Raw genomic sequence first — 18,924 nt, forward strand, 5'->3', positions numbered from 1 at the left:
CCCGGCAGGCCCCAACGTAGGGGCCGACTCCTATTAGACGACGGAGGGGGCCACCCCCGCTCGCGCAACGCCGTTTGTCCGCTGATGGCGGACAAACGACGAGGCTGTCACTTGAACGGCGTTCCAGCCGAATCGGGCTGTGTCCCATCGTCGCTGCCGCCGGTCTGTCCACGCCGACGTCGCGTCAGGAGCCCGAGCCCGACCGCCAGCGCGAGACCCCCGAACGTCACGACGAGCAGGCCCACGAGCCCGATGACGACCATCGTCGTCAGCGACATCCCTCCCCCGTCGCCCAGGTCGAGGTCGGCTGAACCCGGTAGGGCCGTGCCGCCTGCCGCCGGCGCGTGTGCGGGCCCCGCAGCGTCCGTCAGGGCGGCGGCCTCGTCGGTGCCGGCGGCCACGACGTCCTGGCAGCCACTGGCCGTGAGCGCGCTGCCGGACGCGACGAGGGCGAAGACGTAGCTGCCGCCCGTGCTCACGAGGTCGGGGCTCTCGGGCGTCGCCCGGACGTGCGTGGTCTGTGCGGCGTCGCCCTGGTGCACCGCGCTGACGGCGACGGTCCACGCGACCGGCCGGGGGTCGTAGTCGCCTCCCGGGTCGTCCACGGCGGTGACGCGCCCGGTGAGGACGACGTCCGCGTCGGCGACCACCTGTGCCGGCTCGCGGCCCGCGCACGACGCGTGCGCGGCCGACGGTGCGGCACCCAGCGCGACGGCGAGCAGACCGAGCACCGCGACCAGGCGCACGGCATACGTCCTCATGCGCTGAAGCGTACGCAACGTCATGGGGGCATCCGCCTGTCGCTCAACAACCGACCAGGTGGTGCGATGCGGTGGTCCCAGCGGTCGATTGGACGCGTCAACCGACCAGATGGTGCTCTTCTCGGTTCACGCGGGCATCGAGGCGTCTCCCGGCAGGCTCGGGAAGTGCCGCCGCCACTCGTCCGCGAGCCGCGGCACGCGCATCCCGCGAGAGCGCATCACGGCAGTGATCCGAGAGAGCGTACGAGCGGGGGTGCGGTAGATGTCCTTGGACCGCACGACGACGAGGCGCACGCCGTTGCCGTCCATCCACTCGCGCCGGTCGATGTCGCGGTCCCACTGCTCGTCGGACTCGGCGTGCTGTCGACCGTCGTACTCGATGACGATCCCGACGGCCGGGAACGACAGGTCGAAGCGCCACCGCACCCGGCCGTCGGGCCACCGCACCGTGTGATTCACCACCGGTTCGGGCAGCCCTGCGAGGACCATGAGCATCCGAACACGCGACTCCATCGGGGAGTCCACGCCCTCACGGACCAGCGATGCCGCTCGGCCTGCCAGCCTGCGGGCCTTGCCAGCGTAGGTCGCGGCGGCCTCGACGAGCGCGCTCGGCGTGGTGCGTCGTGCGCGGACAAGGGAGTCGCCGAGGACGACAAGGTCCACGAGCCCGAGCTCGTCGCTGAGGTCCAGGAAGGTCGACGCCGGTGTCGTCACGGCGACGTCGGCCATCACGGTGCCCCGCTGACCCGCCTTGGGGCGATGCGCCTTGAGGCCGGCTCCCCGTGGACGTCGCACACAGGTGACGTGGACGAGGCCGTCGTCGGGCACGATGCCGCCCCAGAGCCGCGCCGCGGTCTGGTGTGACACCACCGCTCCCTCCCCCGCGGCGAGCAGCCCGGCTCGAGCCAGGACGAGGGGCGTCACCGACACCGACGCCTCGACGTAGACGCCGCGCAGCAGCCGGCGGTAGCGCCCCGAGCGCAGGTCCCACGGTGTGATGCCAGGAGGCGGGTCGGGCACGCGCCGACCGGTGGCCGCGTCGGTCACGGAGCCGACGCGAAACGGTCCACGGGTCGAGGTATCCACGCCAGCGATCGTGGATCACGGACGTCGACGTCCGGGCCGCTCATCCACAGACCACCCACGGTCGCCACGACACGGCACCAGATGGTCGGTTGATGTGGCGCCCGGTCGCGGTCCGACACCACGAGCCGCCACGTGGCGGAGTGTGGCGGAGTGTGGCGGGGTGGCGGGGTGTGGCGGCGAGCGCCGGCCCGGTCAGGCGGAGGTGAGGTCGCGGACGATCGCGACGTACTGCTCCTGGGCCGCCTCGGGCGAGGTGCCCGAGAGCTTGGCCCACGCGTCGTACTTCGCGCGCCCGACCGGGTTGGTGAAGCCCGGACGCGAGCCGCTCACGTCGCCGGCCGTCGCCTGCTTGAACAGGCCGTACAGCCGCAGCTTGACCTCGTTGCCGGGGTCGGTCGTCAGGCCCTTGACCGACTCGACCGCCTGCTCGAACTCCGCACTCGCCATGACCGGACCTCCACGCTCGACACCAGGTTCAGGCCCATCCAAGCAGGTACGCCGAGGGCCGGGTCCCAGCGGAACCCGGCCCAGCGGCGTACGTGCTCTGACGAGCGGGAGGTCAGTCCTCGAGCGAGGCCTTGCGCGAGGCGAGGACCTCGTCGATGAGGCCGTAGGTCTTGGCGTCCTCGGACGACAGGATCTTGTCGCGCTCGATGTCGGTGCGGACCTGCTCGGACGTGCGGCCCGTGTGGTGCGCGAGGGTGTCCTCGAGCCACGTGCGCATGCGCAGCACCTCGTTGGCCTGGATCTCGATGTCCGAGGCCTGCCCGTAGTCGCCACCCGAGAGCGCCGGCTGGTGGATGAGGATGCGGGCGTTCGGCAGGGCGAAGCGCTTGCCCGGCGCACCGGCGCCGAGGAGCACCGCGGCCGCCGAGGCCGCCTGGCCGATGACGAACGTCTGGATGTCGGGCCGGACGAACTGCATCGTGTCGTAGATCGCCGTCATGGCGGTGAACGAGCCACCCGGGCTGTTGATGTACATGAGGATGTCGCGGTCGGGGTCGAGCGACTCCAGCACGAGCAGCTGGGCGATGATGTCGTCGGCCGACGCGTCGTCGACCTGCACGCCGAGGAAGATGATGCGGTCCTCGAAGAGCTTGTTGTAGGGGTCGGACCGCTTCATGCCGTAGGAGGTGCGCTCCTCGAACTGGGGCAGGATGTAGCGGCTCGAGGGCTGGGCCACCGCGAGGCGGTTGGTGGGTTCGATGTTCATGTGTGTCTCCAAGTCCTGGTGGCCGCGGTCAGTTCTCGGCCTTGGCGTCGGCCTGGCCGACACCCTTGCCCTCGACCGCCTGGTCGGAGCGGCTGAAGACGTGGTCGACGAAGCCGTACTCCTTGGCCTCCTCCGCGCTGAACCAGCGGTCGCGGTCGGAGTCCTTCTCGATCTGCTCGATGGTCTGGCCGGTGTGCTCGGCGATGAGCCGCGCCATCTGCTTCTTGACGTAGAGCATCTGCTCGGCCTGGATCTTGATGTCGGTGGCCGTGCCGCCGATGCCGCCCGAGGGCTGGTGCATCATGACGCGGGCGTGGGGCGTCGCGTAGCGCTTGCCCTTCGTGCCGGCCGAGAGCAGGAACTGGCCCATCGAGGCGGCCATGCCCATCGCGACGGTGGCGACGTCGTTGGGGATCCAGTTCATCGTGTCGAAGATGGCCATGCCGGCGGAGATCGAGCCGCCGGGGCTGTTGATGTAGAGCCAGATGTCCTTCTCGGGGTCCTCGGCCGAGAGCAGCAGCAGCTGCGCCGCGATGGCGTTCGCGTTGTCGTCGCGCACGTCGGACCCGAGGAAGATGATCCGCTCCTTGAGCAGGCGGTTGTAGATGTGGTCGTCCAGACCACCCGGCATGCCGTTGCCGTTGGCGGAGGTCTCCGAAATCACCGTGTCTCCATCGTCGAAGTGGTCCAGCCTCTCGCCACGGGATGTGGCGCCTGGCTGGCTCGTCACTGACCCTAACGCCCGACCCCTCGGCCAGATTTCCCGAACCGCGCCGTGTTCGCCGTGAGCGCACAAACCTGAGCGGGAGCGGCGCAACCACACGCACGGACCCCACCGGTCGTATGCCGTCCGGCGGGGTCCGTGACCGGGTGCGGTCCCCGGGTCGGTGCCCGGGCGGTCAGGCGCTCAGCTGTTCAGGCCGTTGTCCTGGCCCGAGTCGCCGAGGTCGGAGGCGTCGCTCTCGGTGCCGGTCTGATCCGACGCGTCGTCGAACGAGCCGTTGCCGCCGGCGTGGTCGAGCGAGCGGTCCCGCGGCTCGTCCACGGCGTTGCTGCCGTCGAGGTTGCCGCGCTCGGCGTCGTCGCCCTGGCCCTGCGGCGTGGGGCCGTCGCTGCCGTCGTCGTGACCGGGCACGTTGGTGCCGTCGGCGTCGGTGCTGTTGATGTCGGTGTCCGCCATGCCGGCGCCCGACTCGTCGGTGCTGCTCATGTCTGGCTCCCTCGTCGAGGTGCGTGCCGCCGGACGGCGACCGTAGGCGACGTACCCGGGCCACCGGGTGGACAACCGTGGGGACCGTCTGCCGGACGAGCGGTCGGCCGGAGCCGGACACGGCGAGAGGCCGGCTCCCGAGCGGGAGCCGGCCTCACGGCACACGTGGTGGTGACGCTCAGGCGTCGGCCTTCTCGGCCGTCGGCTCGTCGGCGTCCGCCGCGTCGGCGGCCTCGTCCTCGTCGCCCTCGGTGCCGGGGACGGCCTCGTTGAGGTCGATGACGTTACCGGCGGTGTCCTTGACGGAGACCTTCTCGAGGACCGTGGCGAGCGCCTTGCGGCGGGCGACCTCGGCGACCATGGCGGGGATCTGACCCTCCTGGTCGAGCGACTGCGCGAACTGGTTGGGGTCCATGCCGTACTGCTGCGAGCTCATGACGAGGAACTCGATGAGCTCCTGCTGCTCGACCTTGACCTCTTCCTTCTCGGCGATGGCGTCGAGGACGAGCTGGGTCTTGAGGCCCTTGCGGGTGCTCTCGCCGACCTCGGCACGGTGCTCGTCGTCCTCAAGACGACCCTCACCCTCGAGGTGGCTGTGCACCTCGGCCTCGACGATGCTCTCGGGGATCGGGACCTCGATCTTCTCGAGGATGGCCTCGAGGAGCTGGTCGCGGGCCGCGACGCCCTGGGCGAACTTCGCGTCGACCTCGGCCTTGGCCGTGAGGTCGGCCTTGAGCTCGTCGAGCGTGTCGAACTCCGAGGCCAGCTGGGCGAACTCGTCGTCGAGCTCGGGCAGCTCGCGCTCCTTGACCGCGGTGACGGTCACGGTGCAGTTCGCGTCCTGGCCCTCCTGGTCGCCGCCGGCGAGCGGAGCGGTGAACTGCTTGGTCTCGTCGGCCGTCATGCCGACGAGCGCCTCGTCGAGGCCCTCGAGCATGTTCTTGCTGCCGACCTCGTAGGAGACACCGGTGACCTCGTCGATCTGCTCGCCGTCGATCTCGGCAGACAGGTCGATGGAGACGAAGTCGCCGTCCTGGACGGCACGGTCGACGCCCTTGAGCGTGCCGAAGCGCGCGCGCAGGTCGGTGAGGCGCTGCTCGACGGCCTCGTCCTCGACCTTCGCCTCGTCGACGGTCAGCTCGATGTCGCTGAAGTCGGGCAGGTCGATCTCGGGGCGCTTGTCGACCTCGGCGGTGAAGACGAAGTCCTCGCCGTCGGTCGCGGGCACCTGCAGGTCGGTGATCTCGGGCTGGCCGAGCGGGCGGACCTCGTTCTCCTCGAGGGCCTGGCCGTAGAACGTCGGGAGGGCGTTGTTGACGGCCTCCTCGAGGACGGCCGCGCGGCCGACGCGCTGCTCGATGATGCGGGCAGGCACCTTGCCCTTGCGGAAGCCGGGCACCTGGATGTGCTCACCGATGTGCTTGATGGCCGCGTCGAGGCTCGGCTTGAGCTCCTCGAACGGGACCTCGACGGTCATCTTGACCCGGGTCGGGCTGAGGGTCTCGAGCGCACTCTTCACTGCGGGGTACTCCATAGGGGCTGGTGCCGACGTGGTCGTCGACGGTGAACGGACGGGCCAGCGCACCATGCTATAGGCCCCGCGGCCGATGGCTAAATGCGCGGATCGTCCGCGGGCCGCCCCCGCCTATGCTCGGGAGCCATGAGCACCCCTCCCGGCCCCTTCGCGTCTCCCGAGAGCGCGGCCCTGCGCCCGATCCAGATGGTGTCGGTCGCGGTCGGCATGGGAGCGCTGATGCTCAGTGCCGTGCGCATCCTCGTCGACCCGTCGGCGCCGCTGCCGTCGGCCTGGGCCGTCGGCATCGTGCTCGCCTCGCTCGTCGGCTCGGCCACCCTGATCCGCTACGTCGGCTACGCCGTGCCCGCTCTCCCCCACGGCCTGCCGCGCGAGAACGCCGAGGCCACGAGCCTGCGCTACTTCACGTCGACGACGACCCTGCGCACCGCGCTCGCCGAGGCTCCCGTGCTCGTGGCGTTCGCGTGCTCGTTCGTCTTCACCCCGCACTCGTGGCTGACGCTGCTCATCGCGCTGCCGGGCGGGCTCGCGCTCTTCTGGGTGCACGGGTGGCCGTCGCCGCGCACGGCCGCCGCCGTGGAGGAGGGTCTCGAGGCCGACGGCGCAGAGAGCTGGCTCAGCGAGGCGCTCGGCTTCCGCTGAGGCGCCTGTCGTATGCCGTGTCGCCGACTCGGGTCGGGGGTGCGGTCAGTCGACGGTGCCGCCACTGCGCCAGTAGAACCCGTCCGCCCGGTCGAGGAAGCCCTCCTCGACGAGGTAGCGGCGCAGGGCCGCCACGTCGGGGTGGAAGGCGCGGAGCCGGTTGTTGACCTGGGTCTCGTCGTAGCGCTCCCCCGGCTCGAACTCCTGCGAGAGCAGGTCGAGGACGACGAGGCGCTTGCGGATCTTGGTCGGGATGCTCGTCAGGGTGCCGTCGGGGGCGACGAAGGAGCGGAGGACGGCGTCGCGGTCACGCAGGGCGTCCTGCAGGTCTGGGCGGAACATGCGACCACGCTAGGCGCGGGTCCTCAGGCGTCGCCATCCGTTTTGGGCGCCCGGCGGCGGTCGCGCCGCTTCGGCAGCGGGCTCAGGATCGTCGACTGCACGGCGGGGTCGTGGGTGGCCATCGCGTCGTGCGTGCGGGTGACGACCCCGGCGACGACGGAGGCGAGACCGCGGTCGTCACGGCGGATCCACACCGTCAGCAGCTCGGCGACGACGACGGCCAGCCAGAGCCCACCGGCGACGCCCGTCCACGTGAGCAGGAGCGGCACCCATCGGACGAGGAAGACGACGACCATCGCCCGGCGGGGCGCGGGGTGCCGGGCGCGCGAGGACTCGACGCCGAGCAGGACGACCGCCTGCCCCGGGGTGGCGCGGTCCGAGCGCACCCAGGGCACGACGAGGAGCCACCCGACGCCGAGCGCCCAGGCGGCGACGGTGAACGCGTCGTCGTAGACGCCGAGGTCACGCCCGGACCCGAGGGCCAGGAGCGCGAGCCCGACGCCGATCGCGAGCGACAGGACGAGGAGTCCGGTGAGGTCGATGACGGCGGCTGCGATCCGTCGCCGCATCGTCGGTGGGGCGAGGTCCTCACGCGCCGGCGGGCGACGGTAGGGCAGCGCTCGCCGCAGCAGCGCCCCGAGGCACCACCCGATGACGGCGCCGAGGGTGTTGGTGAGCAGGTCGTCGACGTCGGCGAGCCGGTACGGGCAGGGGTAGAGGCCCCACAGGGCGGTCCCCTGGGTCAGCTCGACGAGCAGGGACAGGCCGAGACCTGCGAGCACGGCCGTGACCAGGCCGCGACGCAGCACGTAGGCGAGCACGAGCCCGAGGGGCACGAAGAAGACGACGTTGAGGACGACCTGGAGGAACACGCCGCTCGTCAGTCCGGCGACGACCCCGTCCGCCCGGAACGCCGCGGCCACGTCGTCGAGCGAGGCGAGCGGGGTCAGCTGCCAGTGGCTCCCGCGACCGGTGCGGCACGCCCTGAGCGGGTCCTTGGGCAGGGGGAAGGTCGTGAAGGCGACGACGGCACACGCGTAGAGGCCCGAGAGCGCGGCCGCCGCCGTGGGGGCCGGGGCGGGCCACCGGTAGCGGCGGTAGACGAAGGCGAGGAACGGGCCGATGGCGAGCGGGACGAGCAGGACGAAGAGCAGCACCGACGTGGCGCCCTCGACGAGCCAGGTCCTCACGCGCCCCCCTCGGGCCTCGTCCCGTGAACGGCGCCACCCCCGCCCGGGGATCCGGACGGGGGTGGCGATGCTGGAGCGGGCGACGAGAATCGAACTCGCGTGATCAGTTTGGAAGACTGAGGCTCTACCATTGAGCTACGCCCGCGGGGCACCGGTCGAGCCGGCGATCCGAGGCGTCAGCCTACTGGTTCGCGCCCGATCCGCAGAAATCGACCCGCCCGCGCCGCGTGGGAGCCGGTCGGTCCGCCGGCCGGTTGTCGGCTACGATTCCGACGCCACGGGGTGTGGCGCAGCTTGGTAGCGCATTGCGTTTGGGACGCAAGGGCCGCAGGTTCAAATCCTGTCACCCCGACTTCGCAGCACGGCAGCATGGCAGCACGGCCCAGGGTCGTGGAGGTCCACCGGCACCAGGTGCCGACAGGACTCCACGACCCTCGCGTCCCTCACCACCGACGTCAGGGCAGCAGGTCGAGGCGGAGCTCGTTGATCGTGCGCCCGGCCGCGATCCCCTTGGCCTCGAAGCCGTCCCGCGGCCGCCACTGCGGCCGGTCGACGCGGTGGGCCTCGAACCGGGGGTGAGCCGCGACCTCGGCGAGGGCGTGCTCGGCGTAGAAGTCCTGGTCGGTGGCGACCAGCACGTGACCGCCGGGCTTGAGCACGCGCGCGAGCAGGTCGAGGTTCGCGGGGCTGACGAACCGTCGCTTCGTGTGCTTCTGCTTGCGCCACGGGTCGGGGAAGAACAGGTGGACGGCGTCGAAGGTGGCGGCGGCGACCCGCTCCTCGAGGAAGAGCACGGCGTCGCCGAACTCGACGCGCAGGTTCGGCACGCCGGCCTCGTCCGCGTCGGCGAGCATCCGGGCGAGGCCGGGGGTGTGGACGTCCATGGCGAGGATGTCGCGCTCGGGGAACGCGGCGGCATACGCGATGGCGGCGTGGCCGTGCCCGCAGCCGATCTCGAGGACGACGGGTGCCGTGCGGCCGAAGGCGGCAGCGGCGTCGAAGGGGCCCTCGGGCAGGGAGCGGGCGGGCGCGAGCCGCTCGACGCGGTCCTTGGTCAGGGACGACAGCCGCCCCCGGCGCACGAAGGTGCGCACCCGGGCGGGGGTGACGCCCGGCGGCAGGTCGGGCACGACGTGCTCCTTGCGCCGATCGGGGCCGGCCTCGTGGATCGTCGCTTCGGTGGGGTGCTCGCTCACGCAGGCATCGTAGTGACGGGGGCGCGTCGACCCGAAGTCCGCGGCGACGGCTACCCGCTCCGGACGGGAGGGCGGTCACCCGGACAAGTCAGGTGCGCCAGATCGTGACGACGGCGCGGTCGTCGCCGAGGCCCGCCGCAGCCTGGTCGCAGAGCCGTTGGGCGAGCCCCTCGAAACCGGTGCGGATGAACGACTCGGCGCGGCCGAGCATGCGGTCGATGCCGTCGACGAGGGCCTTGTCGCGGGCCTCGATGACGCCGTCGCTGTAGAGCACGAGGGCGTCGCCGCGACGGATCGTCCCGGACTCGCGGGGGTACTCGGCGTGGTCGATGACGCCGAGCAGCGGTCCGCGGCCGCCGGAGAGCATCCGCCAGCGGCCCGACCCGGCGGCGAACTGGGCGGCGGCGGGGTGGCCGGCATACCCGATGGTGAAGTTGCCGGTCTCGAGGTTGACGGCCACGTGCACGGCCGTCGCGAAGCCCTCGGGCCAGCGCAGCCGGAGCAGGTGGTTGTTGGCGGACTGGAGGAAGCCGCGCTCGCTCATCTCGCCGAGCAGGCCACCGAGTGCGCCGGACAGGAGCAGCGACCGGGCACCGACCTCGCGCCCCTTGCCCGAGACGTCGACGAGGGCGATCTCGAGGGTGCGGCCGTCGGTGGAGCGGCTGGCGACGACGAAGTCTCCGGCGAAGCTGTCGCCGTAGGCCGACTCGAGGGCGACCTCGGCCCCCCACTGCGGCGGGAGCGGGGGCAGCTCGCCCTGGGCCCGGAGTCGGTCGCGCATGTCGACGAGCATGGACTCACCCGTGACCCCGACGACGCCGACCTGGGCCCTCGCGTGCGAGAGCCAGATCATGAGGAGCATCGTGACGACGGTGACGATCTGCGCGCCCGTCGTCGTCGGCTTCGCGGGACCGAGGTAGGCCCCGAGGATCGCCATGGCGAGGAAGAGGCCGATGTAGACGACGAGCAGGTAGCGCGGCTCGAGGAACAGCCCGGCGGCCACGACGATGAGGCCGTACACGCCCCAGGGGATCACCGTCGGCCACACGAAGACGGCGGCCGTCGCGAGGATGCTGAGGACGAGGAAACCGGTGACGACGGCCCACGGGGCACGGCTCAGCCACGGGCCCAGGAGTCGGAGTCGTCGCATCGGTCCGGCAGCGTAGCGCGGGCGTCGAGAGACGGAGCTCTCGTTGTGGGCCACGTGCCTCCCTTGCGGCGATGAAGGGGGACGGCGGACGTCGCGACGTCAGCGTGCGTCCGAGTCCGGCAAAGCCGGCAAGTCCCCCGTGGTCTCGTACGCGGAAACCATACCCAGACGGCGGCTGTGGCGCGCCTCATCGGTGAAGTTCGTCGCCACGAAGGTGTCGACGATCTCCTTCGCGACGTCGTCGGGGGTGAAGCGTGCCCCGATGGAGACGACCTGCGCGTTGTTGTGCTCGCGCGCAAGGCTCGCCAGCTCGGCGTTGTAGGCGAGCGCGGCCCGGATGCCGCCGACCTTGTTGGCCGCGATCTGCTCGCCGTTGCCCGACCCACCGAGCACGACGCCGAGCGATCCCTCGTCGGCCGCGACGGCCTCGGCGGCCCGCAGCACGAACACCGGGTAGTCGTCCTGGGCGTCGTAGGCGAAGGGGCCGTGGTCGACGACCTCGTGGCCGGCGTCGCGCAGGTGGGTGACGAGGGACTGGTGGAGCTCGTATGCCGCGTGGTCGCCGCCGATGTGGATGCGCATGTCCGTCCTTGGTTGCGTCGGTGGATGTCTCGGGTGGAGCTGGAGGGCGTGGGTGCTCAGGTGAAGATGGGTCCGAGGGTGCGGGTGCGCTTGAGCTCGAAGAAGCCGGGCGTGCTCGCGACGAGCACGCAGCCGTCCCAGAGCCGGGCGGCGTCCTCGCCCTTGGGCGCGGGGGTCACGACGGGGCCGAAGAAGGCGACGCCGTCGACGGCGATGATCGGCGTGCCGACCTCGGTGCCGACGAGGCCGATCCCGCGCTTGTGGCTGCGGTGCAGGGCCGCGTCGTGCTTCTTGTGGTGCGCCTCCTTGGCCAGCTCGGCGGGCAGGCCCACCTCCTCGAGCGACTCGCGGATGACCTCGTCGAAGTCGTTCATCCTGCGCAGGTGGATGCGGGTGCCCATGGCGTCGTAGAGCGGCTTGATGACGGAGTCGCCGTGCGCCTCGACGGCGGCGATGATGACCCGGACCGGGCCCCACGCCTCGTCCATGCGTGCGCGGTAGGCGGCGTCGAGGTCGTGCCGGTGCTCGTTGAGCACGGCGAGGCTCATGACCGACCACGTCACCTCGATGTCCCGCAGGGTCTCGACCTCCATGAGCCAGCGCGACGTCATCCACGCCCACGGGCAGATCGGGTCGAACCACATCTCGACGGCGTCGCGGCTCGTCTTCGGGCTGTCCTTCGCATCGGCCATGCGGCCCATCATGGCACTGCCCCCTGCACGCCCATCGCGGTGGTGGACGGGTCGGGGTTCCGTGCGAGGATGGCCCGCGACGACGGCGTCCGACCGACGATCCGTCGCGCCCCCAGCACCCTTCCCAGGAGGTCCCTACGTGCCCGGCAAGAACCTGACCCGCGACGAGGCGGCGAGCCGCGCCAGCATCCTGCGCGTCGACTCCTACGACGTCCGTCTCGACCTGACGACGGGTCCGGAGAACTTCCACACCGTCACCACGGTCACGTTCACCTGCTCCGAGCCCGGCGCCGACTCGTTCATCGACCTCATCGCCGACTCGGTCGAGAAGGTCACGCTCAACGGCGTGGACCTCGACCCCGCCGCGGTCTTCGCGGACTCGCGCATCGCGCTGCCCGGCCTGGCCGCCGAGAACGAGCTCACCGTCGACGCCACCGGCCGCTACACCAACACCGGCGAGGGGCTGCACCGCTTCGTCGACCCGGTCGACAACGAGGTCTACCTCTACACGCAGTTCGAGGTCCCGGACTCCCGCCGGATGTACGCCGTGTTCGAGCAGCCCGACCTCAAGGCGTCCTTCCGCTTCACGGTGACCGCACCGGCGCACTGGAAGGTCATCAGCAACTCCCCCACCCCCGCCCCCGAGGCGGCCGGTGTCGCCGACGGCGTCGAGCGCGCGACGTGGGCGTTCGAGCCGACGCAGCGCATCTCGTCGTACATCACGGCACTCATCGCCGGCCCCTACGACGAGGTCCGTGACGAGGTCAAGACGCGCAAGGGTGTCGTGCCGCTCGGTGTCTTCTGCCGCAAGTCGCTGACGCAGTACCTCGACGCCGACAACATCTTCGACTGCACCAAGAAGGGCTTCGCGTTCTTCGAGGAGGAGTTCGACCAGCCGTACCCCTTCGAGAAGTACGACCAGATCTTCACGCCCGAGTACAACATGGGCGCGATGGAGAACGCCGGCGCCGTGACCTTCGTCGAGGTCTACGTCTTCCGGTCCAAGGTGTCCGAGGCGAAGATCGAGCGCCGGGCGCTGACGATCCTGCACGAGCTGGCCCACATGTGGTTCGGCAACCTCGTGACGATGAAGTGGTGGGACGACCTCTGGCTCAACGAGTCGTTCGCCGAGTGGGCGTCGACGACGTGCCAGGCCGAGGCCACCGAGTGGACGAGCGCGTGGACGACCTTCGGCACGTCGGAGAAGGCGTGGGCCTACACCCAGGACCAGCTCTCCTCGACGCACCCGATCGCAGCCGACATGCGCCACCTCGAGGACGTCGAGGTCAACTTCGACGGCATCACGTACGCCAAGGGCGCGTCGGTGCTCAAGCAGCTCGTCGCCTACGTCGGGCGCGAGCCCTTCGTGGCCGCGCTGCGGGAGTACTTCCGCAAGCACGCGTGGGGCAACACGACCCTGGCCGACCTGCTCGGTGAGCTCGAGAAGGCCTCGGGCCGCGAGCTGGGCGAGTGGAGCAAGCTGTGGCTCGAGACGGCCGGCGTCAACACGCTGCGTCCCGTCTTCGAGGTCGACGCCGACGGTCGCTACAGCTCGTTCGCGATCACGCAGACCGCCACCGAGGAATACCCGACGCTCCGCCCGCACCGCATCGGCATCGGGCGGTATGCCGTCCGGCCGGGTGCGGACGGCGACGTGCTCGAGCGCGTCGGCTACGACGAGGTCGACATCGCCGGCGAGCGCACCGACCTATCGGAGCTCGTCGGCCAGGAGCAGCCCGACCTGCTGCTCCTCAACGACGACGACCTCGCCTACGGCAAGATCCGCCTCGACGAGCGGTCGCTCGCGACGGCGCTCTCCCTCCCCCGCGGTTTCACCGACTCGCTGCCGCGCTCGCTCGTCCTCGGCGCGACATGGGACATGACGCGCGACGGCGAGATGCCCGCACGCGACTTCGTCCGCTTCGTCCTCGAGTCGATGCCGGGCGAGACGGACTCCACCCTGCTGCGGGTCCTGCTCGGCCAGGTGTCGACGGCGGCCCGGCTCTACACGGCCCCGGAGCACCGCTCCGAGGTCTCGGCTCTCCTGTCGTCGTCGCTGCGCTCGCTCGCCGAGACGGCCGAGGCCGGCAGCGACGCCCAGTTCCAGCTCGTCGAGGCGTGGGCGGGCTCGACGTCCGACCCGGCCGACGAGGCCCGCCTCCGCGCCCTGCTGACCGGGGCCGAGTCGCTGCCGGGCCTCACCACCGACACCGAGCTCCGGTGGACCTTCGTCAAGGCCCTCGCGGCCCTCGGGGTGGCCGACGACATCGAGATCGAGACCGAGCTCGACCGTGACCCGACGGCCACGGGCAAGGAGCGCGCCGCCGAGGCGCTCGCCGCGCGCCCCACGGCGGAGGCCAAGGCCGACGCCTGGGCCAAGGCCGTCGAGCGCAACGACCTGTCCAACCAGATGGTCGAGGCCGTGAGCGCCGGCTTCCGTCGCAGCAGCGACCTGTCGCTGCTCGAGCCCTACGTCGAGAAGTACCACGCGATGCTCGTCGACGCGTGGGCCGAGCGCAGCGTCGCCATCGGCGAGCGCGTCGTCGGCGGCTTCTACCCGTTCTCGCTCGCCAGCCAGGAGCTCAAGGACGCCTCGGACGCGTGGCTCGCAGCGAACGCCGACGCCGCTCCCGGCCTGGTGCGCACCGTCGCCGAGAACCGCGACACGATCTCGCGCGCCCTCGTGGCGCAGGAGCGCGACCGCCGCGGCTGAAGCCCGGGTGCGGGGCCGTCCAGCCGGGCGGCCCCGCACCAGTCTCCACCTGAACCCGACCCCTGACTGAGACCTCTGTGATCGACGCCTTCACGAACCTGACCCCCTTCTCCTCCACGCCGACCCCGACTCCACCCCCGACTCCCGCCCCGAGTCCGTCTCCCTCGCAGGAGCTGCCCGTGACCCTCTCGATGCCCGACCTGGCCAGCCTCACGTGGGAAGAGGTCACTGACTGGCTCGTCGGCACACCGTTGCTCATCATCACGGTCATCGTCGTCGGCCTCGTCGCGCGGTTTCTGCTGCACCGGCTCATCAACCGGGTCGTCTCGACGGCCACGTCACGCCGCGCGGAACGCCTCGCGAGCATCCCGGGCGCCGGCCGGGCGCTGCAGGCCGTCGGGGTCGCCAACGTCCGCCACGTGCAGCGCACCCAGACGATGGGCGCCCTGCTCAAGAGCATCACGACGTTCGTCGTGGGGGGCATCACCGTCCTGACCGTCCTCTCACTCGTCGGGATCCCCCTCGGCCCGATGCTGGCCTCCGCCAGCGTCGGCGGAGTGGCCCTGGCCTTCGGTGCCCAGAGCCTCGTCAAGGACTTCCTGTCGGGCGTCTTCATGATCGTCGAGGACCAGTACGGCGTCGGTGACGTCATCGACACCGGCGAGGTCGTCGGCACGGTCGAGAACGTGTCGCTGCGCGTCACCCAGCTGCGCGACGCGGGCGGCATGACGTGGTACGTCCGCAACGGTGAGATCGTCCGCATCGGCAACAAGACGCAGGGCTGGTCGACGGCGATCGTCGACGTGCCGATCGCCTACGACCAGGACGTCGAGAAGGCGATCGCCGTGATCCGCGACGTCGTCGGCTCCATGGACGACGACGACGCCTTCAAGGACATCCTCCTCGAGGAGCCGAACGTCGTCGGCGTCGAGTCGATCGCCAACGGCGTCATCACGATCCGCATCATCGGGAAGACGATCGCCAACGAGCAGTTCGGCGTCCAGCGCGAGATGCGCGAACGGGTCAAGGCCGCCTTCGACCGTGCGGGCGTGCGCAGTCCCGTGCCCGTCATGCCGCCCTACGGCGGGGCGGCCCCGCAGTGACCCCGCAATGATGACGGGCACCGCTCTGGGAGACTGGCCGACGTGACGTACTACGACGACTTCGGTGGCCACGAGACCTTCGCCAAGCTCGTGCACGAGTTCTACCGCGGCGTCGCCGAGGACGAGCCGCTGCGCGCCCTCTACCCCGAGGACGACCTCGGGCCGGCCGAGGAGCGCCTGCGGATGTTCTTCGAGCAGTACTGGGGCGGACCCACGACGTACTCCGAGCAGCGTGGCCACCCGCGGCTCCGGATGCGCCACATGCCGTATGCCGTGACGCCAGACATGCGGGACCGCTGGCTGCTGCACATGATGAACGCCGTCGACACCCTCGGGCTCTCCCCTGAGAACGACGACCGGCTGCGCGACTATCTGACGCGGGCGGCCTACTCCCTCGTCAACGCGCCCGGGCCCGACGGCACCTTCTGACGAGCTTCTGACGGCTTCGCGACTCTCACAGCAACTCACAGCCCATTCACGGGTCACGGCCCTCGCTGCGGGTGTTCTCTGGAGTCAGGTGTTTCCACGGTCGGGCCGCGCGTCCGACGACCACGACGGAGGGATGCGGCATGGTGTCGATCAACAAGAAGGTGGCAAGCGTCGCGGCGGCCGGTGCCGCAGCCGCCGCCATCGGCCTCGGCGTCTCCCAGGTGGCCCGCGCCGACGACGCGACGACGACGACCACCCCCACCCCCTCGGCGACCTCGACGCAGGGCGACCCCAACCAGGGCACGACCGACAGCACGCCGGGCAACGGCCGGGGCTGGGGTCCCGGCGGTCGCCACGGCGGCGGCCTGGGTCCCGGCATGGGAATGGGCAAGGGCATGGGGAAGGGCGCGGACCTCGCGGCGCTCGCGACGACGCTCGGCGTCGACCAGACCAAGCTCGAGGACGCCCTCAAGGCCGTGCGGGACGAGCTGAAGGCCGGCCGCACTCCCGGGCAGGGCGCTGCGACGAAGCCCGACCCGGCGACGATGCAGGACGAGCTGGCGACGAAGCTCGCGAGCAAGCTGGGCATCGACGCGGCCAAGGTCAAGGCGGCCTTCGCCGACCTGCGGGCTGCCCACGAGGCCGACGAGCAGAAGGCGTTCGACGACCGCCTCGCCCAGGCCGTCAAGGACGGCACGCTGACGCAGGCGGAGGCCGACGCGGTCGAGAAGGCGGCCAAGGCCGGCGTCATCGACATGCACGGCGGTCCTCGCTGACCGTGCCGTGAGCGTGCCGTGAGCGTGCCGTGAGCGTGCCGTGAGCGTGCCGTGAGCGTGCCGTGAGCGTGCCGTGAGCGTGCACGGAAGGTGCGAGCAGGGCGTCACCCGGGTCCCGGGTGACGCCCTCAGCGTGTCGCGAGGTGCGCCCGCAGCGACGGCACGACGTGGTTGCGCAGCAGGGGCGCGAGGTCTGCCGGCAGCTCGTCGTCGAGACCCAGCCACCGCTGCTCGGCGATCTCGGCGAGCGGTGCCGGGGCGTCGTCAGGGCGCAGGTGCGCGACGTACACGGTTGCGTCGACCCAGGCGTCCGGCTCGTTGGCCGCGACGTCGTGGAAGCGCCCCAGCGGTTCGCCGACCCCCGAGACGTCTAGCCCGACCTCCTCCATGACCTCGCGGACGGCTGCCTCACGCGCGGACTCCCCCGGGTCGATCTTGCCGCCGGGCAACATGAAACGGGTCGAGCCGGCCTTGCGCACGGTCAGCAGCCGACCGTCCCGGACGAGGCAGAAGGCAGCGGTGACAAACGTCGTCATGACCCCGACGGTAGTGCCGGCGCGTCGGCGGGCTCCCAGCGGACCCGGTGGCCGGTGACCCAGGCGCTCGAGCGCTCGGTGACGACGAAGCGGAAGACGAGGCGCATCATCGCGTCGCGCACCGCCCGCCCGGCCCGACCCGGGATCTTCGAGCTGCTGCTGCGCGCTCCGGCGGCCACGATGCGCTCGACGCGCCGCCGCCGCGCGGTGTCGTATGCCGTCAGGGCCTCCTCGACCGTGCCGGCGTCACGCAGGCACGTGGCGAGGACCACGGCATCCTCGAGGGCCAGGGCCGCTCCCTGACCCGAGCTCGGTGACGGCGCGTGCGCGGCGTCGCCCACGACGACCATGCGGTCGCGGTGCCAGCGGGCGACCCGGGGCAGGTCGTGGGTGTTGTCGGCCCACAGCTCGAGCCGGCCGGTGCGCACGAGCTCGGCAGCGGGGCCGGCATCGTCGGCGAGCAGGTCGACGAGGAGGTCGCGCCACTGCTCGGGGGTGCGGGCGGCGCGCTCGGCCGGCGTGATCGCCGGGCCGGGGACGTTGACGAACCACACGACGTCACCGCCCGGGGTCGGGTGGGCACCGAAGAAGGCGCGGGACCCGAAGACGAAGTGCCACTCCCGGGCAGGGAGCGTCGCGGCGACCGGTGTCCCCTCGGTGATGCCACCGAAGTTCGTCAGCCCGACGTAGCGCGCCGCCGCCGCCTCGGGGTCGATGGTGCGACGGACCAGCGAGCGGACACCGTCGGCGCCGACGAGCAGGTCGCCGTCCGCCGTCGACCCGTCCTCGAGGGTCACGGTCACCCCACCGGGCCGGCTCGCGACGTCGACCACCCGGCTCCCGTGGCGCACGACGATCCCGCGTCGTTCGGCCTCGTCGACGAGAGCCGCGGCGAGGCGGGAGCGCTTCATGGTCACGGCGACGGTGCCGTCGTCGAGCGGGACGCCGAGGCTCATCGTGCCGAGCACCCGACCGGTGGCGCCGACCATGACGTTGAGCTCGCTCGGGAAGCCGATCGGTGTGACGAGTCGCCGGGCGCCGAGCAGGTCGAGGGCGTGCAGGCCGTTCGGGGCGAGCGTGAACCACGAGCCGGCCTCGCCGTCGGACCGCGGCCAGGCCTCGAGGACGACGGCCTCGATCCCGGCCTGCTGCAGGGCGAGCGCGGTGGCCGGACCGGCGATGCCGCCTCCCACGACGAGAGCCTTCATCTTGGTAGCCTTCCTTACGAGAATCGAATGTTTCGAGATTCGAAAGGTAAGGCCGATGTCGTCCGCCCGTCAACCCCCGCTCCCCGACAGCCGCGAGCAGCTCGTCCACGCGCTCGGCGACGCGATGCAGCAGTACCAGCGCTCCGTGCAGGCGTTCGACGACACCGTGGGGCGCGCGCTCGGCCTCGGGCCGGCCGACCTGCGCTGCCTCGACTGGCTCGTCGACGGACCGAAGTCGGCGGGCCAGCTGAGCACCGCGACGGGTCTGCGTCCGGCCGCCACGACGGCGCTCATCGACCGCCTCGCCAAGCGCGGGCTCGTGCGGCGGACGCGTTCCGAGACCGACCGACGCACCGTGCTCGTCGAGATGACCGAGCTCGGCCAGACGCGGACGTGGGAGGCCTACGGGCCTCTCGTCCGCGCCGGGCAGCCGATGCTCGACGAGCTGAGCACCGAGCAGCTGGGGTTCATGGCCGACTACCTGCGCCGGATCACCGCCCTGACCGACGAGCACCGGGCGCTGCTCGCGCAGCACCCGCCCGAGCCCGCCTGAGCGGGCGA

21 protein-coding genes and 2 tRNA genes are annotated in these 18,924 nt (G+C 71.4%); 7 read left to right on the forward strand and 16 right to left on the reverse strand.

The features are described from left to right. Positions 1 to 107 precede the first annotated feature (107 nt). The 7 genes from ACSQ2D_RS13615 to tig form a co-directional block, all read right to left on the reverse strand. Entirely contained in the window at positions 108 to 761 is a 654-nt protein-coding gene (locus ACSQ2D_RS13615) for a hypothetical protein (RefSeq protein ID WP_435986476.1), read from the reverse strand. 126 nt (positions 762 to 887) lie between these two features. Then, positions 888 to 1,808, reverse strand: a complete 921-nt coding sequence (locus ACSQ2D_RS13620; RefSeq protein ID WP_435986477.1) for a hypothetical protein — start codon at positions 1,806 to 1,808, stop codon at positions 888 to 890. Positions 1,809 to 2,039: 231 nt separating this feature from the next. Continuing rightward, positions 2,040 to 2,294 carry an acyl-CoA-binding protein gene (locus ACSQ2D_RS13625; RefSeq protein ID WP_435986478.1) on the reverse strand — a complete coding sequence of 85 codons (255 nt, stop codon included), beginning with the start codon at positions 2,292 to 2,294 and terminating at the stop codon, positions 2,040 to 2,042. Between the two features lie 112 nt (positions 2,295 to 2,406). Then, a complete protein-coding gene (locus tag ACSQ2D_RS13630; protein ID WP_435986479.1) occupies positions 2,407 to 3,060 on the reverse strand; it encodes an ATP-dependent Clp protease proteolytic subunit in 654 nt (217 codons plus the stop codon). Between the two features lie 28 nt (positions 3,061 to 3,088). Then, positions 3,089 to 3,691 carry an ATP-dependent Clp protease proteolytic subunit gene (locus ACSQ2D_RS13635; RefSeq protein WP_185744906.1) on the reverse strand — a complete coding sequence of 201 codons (603 nt, stop codon included), beginning with the start codon at positions 3,689 to 3,691 and terminating at the stop codon, positions 3,089 to 3,091. 276 nt (positions 3,692 to 3,967) lie between these two features. Continuing rightward, positions 3,968 to 4,270: a hypothetical protein gene (locus ACSQ2D_RS13640; protein WP_435986480.1), complete on the reverse strand. Its 303-nt coding sequence runs from the start codon at positions 4,268 to 4,270 to the stop codon at positions 3,968 to 3,970. Positions 4,271 to 4,448: 178 nt separating this feature from the next. After that, complete coding sequence (gene tig / locus ACSQ2D_RS13645) at positions 4,449 to 5,789, reverse strand: trigger factor (protein WP_435986481.1); 1,341 nt, start codon at positions 5,787 to 5,789, stop codon at positions 4,449 to 4,451. A 141-nt stretch (positions 5,790 to 5,930) separates the two neighbouring features. Here tig and ACSQ2D_RS13650 point away from each other — a divergent pair, with 141 nt between their 5' ends. Next, on the forward strand, positions 5,931 to 6,446 hold the full coding sequence (locus tag ACSQ2D_RS13650) for a hypothetical protein (protein WP_435986482.1): 516 nt from the start codon (positions 5,931 to 5,933) through the stop codon (positions 6,444 to 6,446). Positions 6,447 to 6,491: 45 nt separating this feature from the next. Here ACSQ2D_RS13650 and ACSQ2D_RS13655 read toward each other — a convergent pair whose 3' ends face one another. From ACSQ2D_RS13655 to ACSQ2D_RS13665, 3 genes are all read right to left on the reverse strand, one after another. Next, positions 6,492 to 6,788 (reverse strand): DUF2087 domain-containing protein, encoded by a 297-nt coding sequence (locus tag ACSQ2D_RS13655; RefSeq protein WP_435986483.1) that lies wholly within the window; start codon positions 6,786 to 6,788, stop codon positions 6,492 to 6,494. Between the two features lie 23 nt (positions 6,789 to 6,811). Continuing rightward, the gene (locus ACSQ2D_RS13660) at positions 6,812 to 7,978 is read right to left on the reverse strand and encodes a VanZ family protein (RefSeq protein WP_435986484.1); all 1,167 of its coding nucleotides are present in this window, start codon (positions 7,976 to 7,978) and stop codon (positions 6,812 to 6,814) included. A gap of 71 nt (positions 7,979 to 8,049) precedes the next feature. After that, positions 8,050 to 8,123 (reverse strand) — tRNA-Gly (locus tag ACSQ2D_RS13665). Positions 8,124 to 8,256: 133 nt separating this feature from the next. On the opposite strand from ACSQ2D_RS13665, the gene ACSQ2D_RS13670 reads away from it, so the two are divergent. After that, positions 8,257 to 8,330: transfer RNA gene (locus ACSQ2D_RS13670), tRNA-Pro, on the forward strand. Between the two features lie 103 nt (positions 8,331 to 8,433). On the opposite strand, the gene trmB is transcribed toward ACSQ2D_RS13670, so the two are convergent. From trmB to ACSQ2D_RS13690, 4 genes are all read right to left on the reverse strand, one after another. Continuing rightward, complete coding sequence (gene trmB / locus ACSQ2D_RS13675) at positions 8,434 to 9,174, reverse strand: tRNA (guanosine(46)-N7)-methyltransferase TrmB (RefSeq protein ID WP_435986485.1); 741 nt, start codon at positions 9,172 to 9,174, stop codon at positions 8,434 to 8,436. Between the two features lie 88 nt (positions 9,175 to 9,262). Continuing rightward, entirely contained in the window at positions 9,263 to 10,324 is a 1,062-nt protein-coding gene (locus tag ACSQ2D_RS13680; RefSeq protein WP_435986486.1) for a PP2C family protein-serine/threonine phosphatase, read from the reverse strand. A gap of 99 nt (positions 10,325 to 10,423) precedes the next feature. Further along, positions 10,424 to 10,906, reverse strand: a complete 483-nt coding sequence (locus ACSQ2D_RS13685; RefSeq protein WP_435986487.1) for a ribose-5-phosphate isomerase — start codon at positions 10,904 to 10,906, stop codon at positions 10,424 to 10,426. Between the two features lie 56 nt (positions 10,907 to 10,962). Further along, complete coding sequence (locus tag ACSQ2D_RS13690) at positions 10,963 to 11,598, reverse strand: mycothiol-dependent nitroreductase Rv2466c family protein (protein WP_435986488.1); 636 nt, start codon at positions 11,596 to 11,598, stop codon at positions 10,963 to 10,965. A 139-nt stretch (positions 11,599 to 11,737) separates the two neighbouring features. Between ACSQ2D_RS13690 and pepN the strand changes: the two genes are divergently transcribed. The 4 genes from pepN (at position 11,738) to ACSQ2D_RS13710 (ending at position 16,619) form a co-directional block, all read left to right on the forward strand. After that, the gene (gene pepN, locus ACSQ2D_RS13695) at positions 11,738 to 14,311 is read left to right on the forward strand and encodes an aminopeptidase N (RefSeq protein WP_435986489.1); all 2,574 of its coding nucleotides are present in this window, start codon (positions 11,738 to 11,740) and stop codon (positions 14,309 to 14,311) included. Between the two features lie 179 nt (positions 14,312 to 14,490). After that, positions 14,491 to 15,414, forward strand: coding sequence for a mechanosensitive ion channel family protein (locus ACSQ2D_RS13700; protein WP_435986490.1), 924 nt, complete (start codon positions 14,491 to 14,493; stop codon positions 15,412 to 15,414). A 42-nt stretch (positions 15,415 to 15,456) separates the two neighbouring features. After that, on the forward strand, positions 15,457 to 15,843 hold the full coding sequence (locus tag ACSQ2D_RS13705) for a globin (protein ID WP_435986491.1): 387 nt from the start codon (positions 15,457 to 15,459) through the stop codon (positions 15,841 to 15,843). A gap of 140 nt (positions 15,844 to 15,983) precedes the next feature. Next, positions 15,984 to 16,619, forward strand: coding sequence for a hypothetical protein (locus ACSQ2D_RS13710; protein WP_435986492.1), 636 nt, complete (start codon positions 15,984 to 15,986; stop codon positions 16,617 to 16,619). A 128-nt stretch (positions 16,620 to 16,747) separates the two neighbouring features. Here the strand turns inward: ACSQ2D_RS13710 and ACSQ2D_RS13715 are convergent, their stop codons facing one another. Beyond that, the gene (locus ACSQ2D_RS13715) at positions 16,748 to 17,155 is read right to left on the reverse strand and encodes an NUDIX hydrolase (protein ID WP_435986493.1); all 408 of its coding nucleotides are present in this window, start codon (positions 17,153 to 17,155) and stop codon (positions 16,748 to 16,750) included. After that, positions 17,152 to 18,363: an FAD-dependent oxidoreductase gene (locus ACSQ2D_RS13720; RefSeq protein WP_435986494.1), complete on the reverse strand. Its 1,212-nt coding sequence runs from the start codon at positions 18,361 to 18,363 to the stop codon at positions 17,152 to 17,154. The genes ACSQ2D_RS13715 and ACSQ2D_RS13720 overlap by 4 nt, the downstream gene beginning before the upstream one ends. Positions 18,364 to 18,418: 55 nt before the next feature. Here ACSQ2D_RS13720 and ACSQ2D_RS13725 point away from each other — a divergent pair, with 55 nt between their 5' ends. Continuing rightward, complete coding sequence (locus ACSQ2D_RS13725) at positions 18,419 to 18,916, forward strand: MarR family winged helix-turn-helix transcriptional regulator (RefSeq protein WP_435986495.1); 498 nt, start codon at positions 18,419 to 18,421, stop codon at positions 18,914 to 18,916. Positions 18,917 to 18,924 lie beyond the last annotated feature (8 nt).

It is taken from the genome of Terrabacter sp. LjRoot27 (genome assembly GCF_964254175.1).
In the GTDB taxonomy this organism is placed as follows: domain Bacteria; phylum Actinomycetota; class Actinomycetes; order Actinomycetales; family Dermatophilaceae; genus Terrabacter.